Genomic DNA, 245 nt, shown 5'->3' on the forward strand with positions numbered 1-245 from the left:
CGGGCGTCAGCCGTTCGAGTTCGCCCATCTCAGGAGATCCCGCTTGGCGTTCGCGCGCTTTTTGTTCCATCTTGTCGAGTTTCGATTCTTCGTGGATGCTGACGATGCCCACTTGTTTATAGCCGGTCTCTTTCTCGCCAAGCGCTTCGAGTTCTTTAATCAATACAGGATAATAAGCTGCGCCGTTTGATGCCAGGCGATACCATGCCTGGTTGCGCCTTTGGGAGATCCATGGGCAGACGATG

General features: G+C 53.9%; 1 pseudogene. It reads right to left on the reverse strand.

The features are described 5' to 3' along the window. Positions 1–245: pseudogene (locus SB775_RS32755) on the reverse strand (FAD-dependent oxidoreductase); the annotation flags it as partial.

It is taken from the genome of Peribacillus sp. SIMBA_075, assembly GCF_046534585.1.